This is a genomic window from Corallococcus sp. AB045 (assembly GCF_003668895.1).
Lineage (GTDB): Bacteria > Myxococcota > Myxococcia > Myxococcales > Myxococcaceae > Corallococcus > Corallococcus coralloides.
In genome coordinates, this window is sequence record NZ_RAWN01000308.1 from 1 (window position 1) to 7,742 (window position 7,742).

At 71.0% G+C, this 7,742-nt stretch carries 9 protein-coding genes; 8 read left to right on the forward strand and 1 reads right to left on the reverse strand.

All coding sequences use genetic code 11. From position 1 onward, the window contains the following. Positions 1-62: 62 nt before the first annotated feature. From D7Y21_RS38955 to D7Y21_RS38990, 8 genes are all read left to right on the forward strand, one after another. Positions 63-542 carry a hypothetical protein gene (locus tag D7Y21_RS38955; protein ID WP_121718414.1) on the forward strand — a complete coding sequence of 160 codons (480 nt, stop codon included), beginning with the start codon at positions 63-65 and terminating at the stop codon, positions 540-542. Between the two features lie 132 nt (positions 543-674). Then, positions 675-1,826 carry a type III secretion system cytoplasmic ring protein SctQ gene (sctQ, locus tag D7Y21_RS38960; RefSeq protein ID WP_233612464.1) on the forward strand — a complete coding sequence of 384 codons (1,152 nt, stop codon included), beginning with the start codon at positions 675-677 and terminating at the stop codon, positions 1,824-1,826. Beyond that, positions 1,823-2,314, forward strand: coding sequence for a flagellar biosynthetic protein FliO (locus tag D7Y21_RS38965; RefSeq protein ID WP_121718415.1), 492 nt, complete (start codon positions 1,823-1,825; stop codon positions 2,312-2,314). The genes sctQ and D7Y21_RS38965 overlap by 4 nt, the downstream gene beginning before the upstream one ends. Then, a complete protein-coding gene (sctR, locus tag D7Y21_RS38970) occupies positions 2,311-3,036 on the forward strand; it encodes a type III secretion system export apparatus subunit SctR (protein ID WP_120566770.1) in 726 nt (241 codons plus the stop codon). The genes D7Y21_RS38965 and sctR overlap by 4 nt, the downstream gene beginning before the upstream one ends. A 4-nt stretch (positions 3,037-3,040) precedes the next feature. Beyond that, positions 3,041-3,310, forward strand: coding sequence for a flagellar biosynthetic protein FliQ (locus tag D7Y21_RS38975; protein WP_120566771.1), 270 nt, complete (start codon positions 3,041-3,043; stop codon positions 3,308-3,310). Then, positions 3,307-4,101, forward strand: coding sequence for an EscT/YscT/HrcT family type III secretion system export apparatus protein (locus D7Y21_RS38980; RefSeq protein WP_121718416.1), 795 nt, complete (start codon positions 3,307-3,309; stop codon positions 4,099-4,101). Before D7Y21_RS38975 ends, D7Y21_RS38980 begins: the two co-directional genes overlap by 4 nt. After that, positions 4,098-5,144 carry an EscU/YscU/HrcU family type III secretion system export apparatus switch protein gene (locus D7Y21_RS38985; RefSeq protein WP_121718417.1) on the forward strand — a complete coding sequence of 349 codons (1,047 nt, stop codon included), beginning with the start codon at positions 4,098-4,100 and terminating at the stop codon, positions 5,142-5,144. The genes D7Y21_RS38980 and D7Y21_RS38985 overlap by 4 nt, the downstream gene beginning before the upstream one ends. Then, positions 5,144-7,219 (forward strand): flagellar biosynthesis protein FlhA, encoded by a 2,076-nt coding sequence (locus D7Y21_RS38990; RefSeq protein WP_121718418.1) that lies wholly within the window; start codon positions 5,144-5,146, stop codon positions 7,217-7,219. The genes D7Y21_RS38985 and D7Y21_RS38990 overlap by 1 nt, the downstream gene beginning before the upstream one ends. A gap of 3 nt (positions 7,220-7,222) precedes the next feature. Here D7Y21_RS38990 and D7Y21_RS38995 read toward each other — a convergent pair whose 3' ends face one another. Continuing rightward, a complete protein-coding gene (locus D7Y21_RS38995) occupies positions 7,223-7,573 on the reverse strand; it encodes an HU family DNA-binding protein (protein ID WP_043321998.1) in 351 nt (116 codons plus the stop codon). Positions 7,574-7,742: the final 169 nt, after the last annotated feature.

Consider the following 7,742-nt stretch of genomic DNA (forward strand, 5'->3'; position numbering starts at 1 on the left):
GCCCACGCCCGCGCGGCCGGTGGTGACCCCGGGCTCCACGCGCAAGCTGGCCTGAGCACGCCATGGACGTCACACGCGTGGGACGGGTGCTACGCAAGGCCCGGAAGCTCCTGTCCGCGAGGAAGGAAGCACCGCGGGTCCCGGTGGCGGAGGTCACGCTGCCCGCGTTGTCCCTGCCCCTGGAACGCATCGCGCTGGTCGTCTGCGTCCTGGCGCGGGAGCGCGCCGCGGAGCTGCTGGGGGGACTGGTGGACGCCGAAGCGGGCAGGGCGCTGCGCCACCTGGAGCGCTTCGCCGCCATGCCCTCCGCCCAGCGCCAGGCCAAGGTGGCGGTGGAGTTCGGCGAGCGGGCGGACGGCTCGAACCGGCTGGCCCTCTTCCTGGAGACAGCTCCCGAAGCCCTCCGCCAGGAAGCCTTTCGAGGCCTTCCGCCGTACCACCGAAGCCGGTTTCCCCAGTGGGAAGGGACCGAATCGCGAGCGGATGCCGCACCAGCCCTGACCGCCCTGGCGGAGCGACGCATCCGCGAAGCCCTGCGCTGAGCGTCCTCGGGCGTGGAGGGCCATCCCGAAGACGGACCTCCGCTCCTGCCAACACCCTGATTCCACGAGCCGGCCCCCTGGCCATGGCCGTGCACAGGGGACGTGTGTCCCATCGCCGTCCCGGAGCTCCGGATGCAAACGAATCCAGTCAGGTCCCCCAGCGTCGCGAAGAAGCCCACGCGTCCGTTCCGCCCGGGAGCGCGGCGGTTGACGCGAGCCCACCTGGTGCTGGGGCAGCGGCCCCAGGTGGGACGTTGGGGCGCGGAGCTCCTGCGCGACGTGGGCGCGGCACTGTCGCGGGACCTGGGCGCGGCGGTCCACGTGGAGGGGCACCTGGTGCCGGCGGCGGTCCAGCCGGAGCGCGAGCTGGCGATGGGAATGGTGTTCGCGCTGGTGGAGCTGTCGGCGGTGGGGGGCACCGCCATCGTGGAGCTGGAGGTGCCCCTGGTCTTCGCGGCGCTGGCGAGGCTGGCGGGGACGGGACTGCGGTCGGCTCCCGTGGCGGAGCTGACCCGATTGGAAGAGTCCACGCTGGTGTACCTGCTGCTGTCCGCCCTGGCCGCGATGCGCGGGCAAGGCGAATGGGTGCGAAGGCTGGGACCTCGTTTGTCCGCGGTGTCGATGCGGCGCGGTGACGTGCTGACGCGAGTCGACCCGAGACAGCCCTATGTGGCGGTGTTGCTGACGGCAACGGTGGAGGGAGCGACGGTGGGCGGCCGGGTGCTCCTGCCCGCCCGTGCCGTGCAGACCGCGTTCCAGGAGCTGCCCATGGAGCCAGGAGGTGCGGTGGCGCCCCAGGTGCTGGCGGCGTCGGTCCCCGCGCGCTGCCTCATGGGGCGCAGTCCATTGCAGGCCTCGGCGGTGGATTCGCTGTCCGCGGGAGACGTCGTGCTCTTCGATGGCGTGCGTCTCCGGGGCGGCCGGGTGGAGGGACAGGGACAGCTGATCACCCGGGGCTTCGCGCTCCGGGGGGAGTTTCTCGCGGAAGGTTTTTCGACAGGGAGCGTGCACTCGCGCGCGGCCCAACAGGAGTCGGACATGGTGGCGACGAACAAGCGGAGCGAGGCGATGCCGCCGCTCCCGGTGGATGTGGAGATCGAGCTGACGCGGTTGATGTTGCCCCTGGCGGAGCTGGCGGCGCTGAAGCCGGGCACGTTGCTGCCCCTGCACGTGAACGCGAGCAGCCCGGTGCTGCTGCGCGTGGGCGACCGCGTGGTCGCGCGTGCGGAGTTGGTGGAGATCGAAGGCGAAGTGGGCGCCCGCATCCTGGCGTTGCTGCCGTGAGCGCACCCGTGAACACGCTGCTGTCCTCGTTCTCGCCACGCGGCAGGCTGCTGTTCGCGTTAGCCCTGCTCATGGGGCTGGCGACGCTCGCGCCCCTGGGGGGACTGTCGTTGGTAGGTACCTCGCGCCTGTTGTTCGGCGCGATGGCGCTGGCCGGGCTGGGCTGGGTGGTGCTCCGCAAGGGAGGCATGGCCGGGAGTGCCGATGCGGCCGCTCCGGAGCCCCTGAGCATCGTCTCTCGGACGGGGCTTTCACAGCGCTGTGGCCTCGCGCTCGTGGAGGCGGATGGACGGCGCTACCTCGTGGCCTACGGCGACACCTTCGCGGAGATCCATGAGACCCGCGCCATGGCGGTCCTGCCCGGAGGCACGCCCAGGCCGACGGTGAAACCCAGGTTCGACCTGGAGCTGGAGCCGACGGTGCTCTTCCCGCGCGCGCGACAGACGAAGACGGCGTGCGGAGCGCTCCGGAAGCGGGGTGGGGAATGAAGGCCCTCGGATTGGGATGCGGCGTGTTCCTGCCGGCGAGCGCGTTCGCCGCGGAGCAGTCCCTGGCGCAGGCCTCCTATGCCGGCAGTCCGCTGGCGATGATGGGGATGCTCGCGCTCTTGTCGCTGCTGCCGTTCGCGGTGCTGATGCTGACGAGCTTCTCGAAAATCGCCGTGGTGCTCTCCCTGGCCCGCTCGGCGATGGGCACGCAGCAGGCACCGCCGACGCTGGTGCTCACGGGGCTCGCGGTGGTGCTGACGGGGCACATCATGGCGCCGGTGATGGAGCGCATGTACGACGCGGGACAGGCGGCGTACGACGAGGTGCATTCCGGAGCGCAGGTCCTCTCCGCCGCGAAGCAGGTGACGGAGCCCCTGCGCGCGTTCCTCATGAAGCACGGAGGTCCGGAGGAGCGGGCCCGCTTCGTGGACCTGGCCCGCGAGCTGCGTCCTCCGGAGGAATCCGAGCAGGTGCAGGAGACGGACCTGTTCGTCGTCATCCCGGCCTTCGTCATCACCGAGCTGAAGGAGGCCTTCCAGATTGGCTTCATCGTCTTCCTTCCCTTCCTGGTGCTCGACATGGTCATCGCCAATGTGCTGCTCGCGTTGGGCATGCAGACGTTGTCGCCGGGCCAGGTGAGCCTGCCCTTCAAGATCCTCCTCTTCGTCGCCGTGGATGGCTGGGCCCTGCTCGCGCGGGGACTCATCCTCGGCTACCGGTGACACCATGAGTCAGGACGTCCTGCTCACCCTGGGGCGTGAGGCCCTGCTGTTGATGGTGCTCGCCTCGCTGCCGCCCATTGGCGCGAGCCTGCTGGTGGGCTTCCTGATGAGCCTCTTCCAGGCAACGACCCAGTTGCAGGAGAGCACGCTGTCGGTGGTGCCCAAGCTGTGCGCGGCGGTGCTGTCCCTGGTGCTCGCGGGGCCGTGGATCGCCGGACAGCTCACGCGCTTCACCCAGCAACTCCTCATGCTCATCGCGGACGTGGCGCTGTGAACCCAGAAGCGTTGGGCGAACAGCTCCTCGCCCTGGCACCGCACGTGGTCGCGGTGGCGCTGTGCGCGGCGAGGCTCGTGCCCATCGCGTTCCTCTGTCCCTTGCTGGGGGGCCAGGCCGCGCCGACGACGGTCCGGCTGGGCCTGGTGCTCGCGCTCTCGCTCTTCCTTCACGTCGAGGCGGGCGTGGAGTTCCGCGGCACGGTGGAGACGCCGGTGGTGATGGCGGCGCTCGTGGTGCGTGAGCTGGCCTACGGTGTCTCCGTGGGGCTCGTGGCCGCGCTGCCCTTCGACGCGGCGAGGATGGGCGGCCGGTTCATCGACCTGTTCCGCGGAACCTCCGCGGAGGCGAGTCTGCCGCAGGCGGGCAGCCGTGAGTCGGCCACGGGAGACGCGCTGTACCACCTGCTGGTGGCGAGGGTGGTGTCGGGCGCGCTGTTCCCCGTGGTGCTCTCCGCCCTGCTGCGCGGCTTCGGAGTGGTTCAACTGGGGGCCTTCGTACCCACGGAGGCCTCGGCCCTGCACGTGGTGGTGATGGTGGGCGGCGCCATGGCCACGGGACTCGCGGTGGGCGCCCCGGTGGCGGCTGCATCGCTCGCGGTGGACTGCTTCCTGGGCATGGCATCGAGGGCCGCGGCCCAGGTGAACCTCCAGGAGTTGGGGGCTCCGCTGCGCATCCTTGGAGGCGGCGCGCTGCTGTGGCTGGGCGTGGGCCTGCTGTGTGAGCGGCTGCTCGCGGGCGTGGCCTCGACGGAGGGAGCGCTGGTGCTGCTGGGCGAGGTCTCCCGATGAGCGGCGAGAAGACGGAGCAGCCCACCGCGAAACGGATGCGAGAGGCCCGGCGCAAGGGCCAGCTTCCGCGCAGCCGGATGTTGACCTCCAGCGCGACGACGCTGGGCGGGCTGCTGGGCTTCATCGCGTTCGCGCCAGACGGCTTTGCCCGGCTGCGGGACTGGACCGCGCGGTTGATGCTGGAACAGGCCGCCGCTGGCGCATGGGAGGAGGGGGCCTGGGTCGCCGCGCGATTGTGCGGCCCTGCCTTGGGTGGTGCGCTCGTGGCCTCGCTGGCGGTCTCCGTGGCCACCGTGGGCTTCGAACTGGACGCTCGCCATGCCGCGCCGAAGCTCGAGCGCATCAACCCAGCAGCGGGCCTCAAGCGCCTCTTCAGCGTCCGGCCGCTGGTCGAACTGGGCAAGGCGCTGCTCGTGGCGGCGCTGCTGGGCCTCATCGTCTGGAACGAGGTGGAGGCGGTCGGCCCCGATGCCCTGCGGACCGCGTGGCTCGATGGAACCCGGGGAATGGAGTTCCTGCTCGGCCGGCTGGCGGCGCTGGTGACGCGACTGGCGTGGGTGGTGCTGGGGTGCGGTGCCGTGGACTACGCGCTCGCCCGTCGCAGTCACCGGCGCGAACTGATGATGACCCGCGAAGAGGTTAAACGGGAGCACAAGGAGAGCGAGGGCGACCCGCGTCACAAGGGACAACGGCGCGCCCTGCATCGCCAACTGGCGCAGGGTGGTCCGGCACGTGGAGTGCAAAAGGCCACCGCCGTGATCGTCAACCCCACGCACATCGCGGTCGCGCTCCGCTACGACGCGGGCGAATGCGACGCGCCCTACCTCGTGGCCAAGGGCCGCGAACAGGACGCGCTCGCGCTCAAGGAGGAGGCGCGCCGGCAGGGCATCCCCGTGGTCCGGGACGTGCCTCTGGCCCGCAGCCTCATCCACTTCGACGTCGGGGAGTCCATCCCCGAGGAGCTGTACCAGGCGGCGGCCGTCGTGTTGCGGACCGCGATGGAGCTTCGCGAGCCGGACGACCGTCCACGGAGACAGACGTGATGCCCCCATTCCTGAAGGTCTTGCTGAAGGCCCGTCAGTCCTCGGACGTCGTGCTCGCGGTGGCGATGGCGGCGGTGCTGGGGGCGCTCATCATCCCGCTGCCTGCGTGGCTCCTCGACATGGGGCTCGCGGTGAACCTGGCCGCGGCGGTGGCGCTGCTGGTCGCCGCGCTGAACGCGAAGGACGCGCTGCGGGTGACGTCGTTCCCCACGTTGCTGCTCTTCACCACGCTGTTCCGGCTGTCGCTCAACGTGTCGTCCACGCGGCTGGCGCTCTCCGAGGGCCACGCGGGCGAGGTCATCCAGGCCTTCGGCGAGTTCGTGGTGCGAGGCGACTACGTGGTGGGCGCGGTGGTGTTCGCCATCCTCACGCTGGTGCAGTTGCTGGTGGTGACCAAGGGCGCCGAGCGGGTGGCGGAGGTGTCCGCCCGCTTCACGCTGGACGCCATGCCCGGCAAGCAGATGTCCATCGACGCGGACCTGCGCGCGGGCGCCATCGACCAGACCCAGGCCCGGCGCAGGCGGCGCGACCTGGAGCGTGAGTCCCAGATGTTCGGCGCCATGGACGGCGCGATGAAGTTCGTGAAGGGGGACGTCGTCGCGGGCCTCGTCATCGTCGCGGTGAACCTGCTGGGCGGCACCCTCATCGGCGTGTTGCAGAACGGCCAGTCCTTCTCCGAGGCCGCCGCCACCTTCGCCCTCATCGCCATCGGCGACGGGCTCGTGTCCCAGGTGCCCTCACTGTGCATCGCGGTGGCCGCGGGCCTCGTCGTCACGCGGGTGGCGTCGGAGAAGGAAGAGGACTCGCTCGGGACGGAGATCGGCTCCCAGTTCTTCGGCGACTTCCGCACGCTGCTCACCGTCGCGGGCCTGTGCGTCGCGCTGGCCTTGATGCCGGGCATGCCGCACCTGACCTTCCTCGCGCTGGCGGCGGGCCTCGGCGGGCTCGGGTATGCGCTGCGGCGCAAGGGGCAGGCGCCGGAGAAGTCACCGTCGAAGGATGGCGCCTCCTCGGAGGCCGCGGTGCCCGCTGGAGCCGCGGGCAAGCCGCCGGAGAGCGCGAAGGCACCGGTCGGGGTGACGCCGCTCACGCTGGACCTGTCCACGCAGCTGACGCCGCTCGCGGAGGCGGACGGAGGCGCCTTCGTGCACACCGTGCTGAACGCCGTGCGCGACGAGCTGTTCTTCGAGCTGGGCGTGCGCATCCCCGGCATCCGGGTGCGGACCCACGCCGCCTATCTGGGCCCGGGCGAGTACCGCATCCTCCTGGACGAAGTGCCCGCCGGTGGCGGCGTGGTGCAGCCCGGCGCCCTGTACGCGCTCGTTCCTCCCAGCGAGCTGGCCTTCCTGGAGGTCCAGGCGGAAGCGTCGGTGGAGCCCGCCAGCGGGCGGCCCATCAGCCGCGTGGGGGAGGGGGCCCGCTCCCGGCTGGAGCTGGCCCAGGTGCCGGTGCGCAAGCCCTCGGAGCTCATCGCGGACCACCTGCGGGCCGTGCTGCGCCTGCGCGCCGCCGCGCTGCTGGGACTCCAGGAGGTGCAGGGCCTGCTGGAGGGGCTGGAGGCCCAGTCGCCCGTGCTGGTGAAGGAGGCGTTGCAGAAGGTGCCACTGCCGCTGCTGGTGGACGTGCTGCGGCGGCTCGTGCAGGAGCAGGTGAGCATCCGCGACCTGCGCGCCATCCTGGAGGCGCTCGTGGCGCCCACCACCGAAGGCGACGCCACGGCCCTGGCCGAGCGCTGCCGTCAGGCCCTGCACCGCTACCTGAGCCACCAGTTCGCGCCCACCGGCCCGCTTTACGCGTACCTCGTGGACCCTGAGGTGGAGGAGGTGCTGCGCGCCAGCGGTCCCCGGGGGCTCGCGCCGGAGCCGGAGCGCATCATGGAGATTCTGGAGGGGGTGCGGGTCATCGCCAACGGGGGCCGGGCGGTGGTGCTCGCGGCCCCGGACATCCGCCGTCCGCTGCGCAAGCTGTGCGAGGGCCCGTTCCCGGACGTGGCGGTGCTCACCTACGGCGAGCTCGACGGGGACCTGCAGATTCGCCCCATCGGCCGGCTGTCGCCGGTCGCCGTGGGGCGGTGAGGCCTAGAGGGTACCGGTGCCGCTGCTGCCCTTGAACTCGGAGGAGGGCGGCAGGTCCGACTGGGCCTGCAGCGGCGCGGGGCGGTTGACCCGGTCGCGCAGCTCCTTGCCCGTGCGGAAGAGCAGGCCGCGCTTGGGCTTCACCGGGATGACCTGGCCCGTCTTCGGGTTGCGGCCCTGGTAGCCCTGGTAGTTCTTCACGTGGAAGGCGCCAAGCCCGCGAATCTCGATGTTCTCCCCGCGGCAGAGGGCGTCCTTCATCGACTCGAAGATCGTCTCAATGGTCGCCTCCGCCTGCTTCTGGGTCACGCCTCGTTTGGCAACGAGGATGTTGATCAGATCAGACTTGAGCATCGGACGCTCCCGCAAACCCCGTGACCCCTTGGTGACAGGGCTCTCTGGCCCGTTGTCGAGTCCCGAATACATAACAGAACACCTCCTCCTTGCAAGCCGGGTGGGCTCCCAACCCTCTATAAACGTTACGGATTTCCGTCGCTGGCCGCTGCCTTGGGGGCCTCTGGGG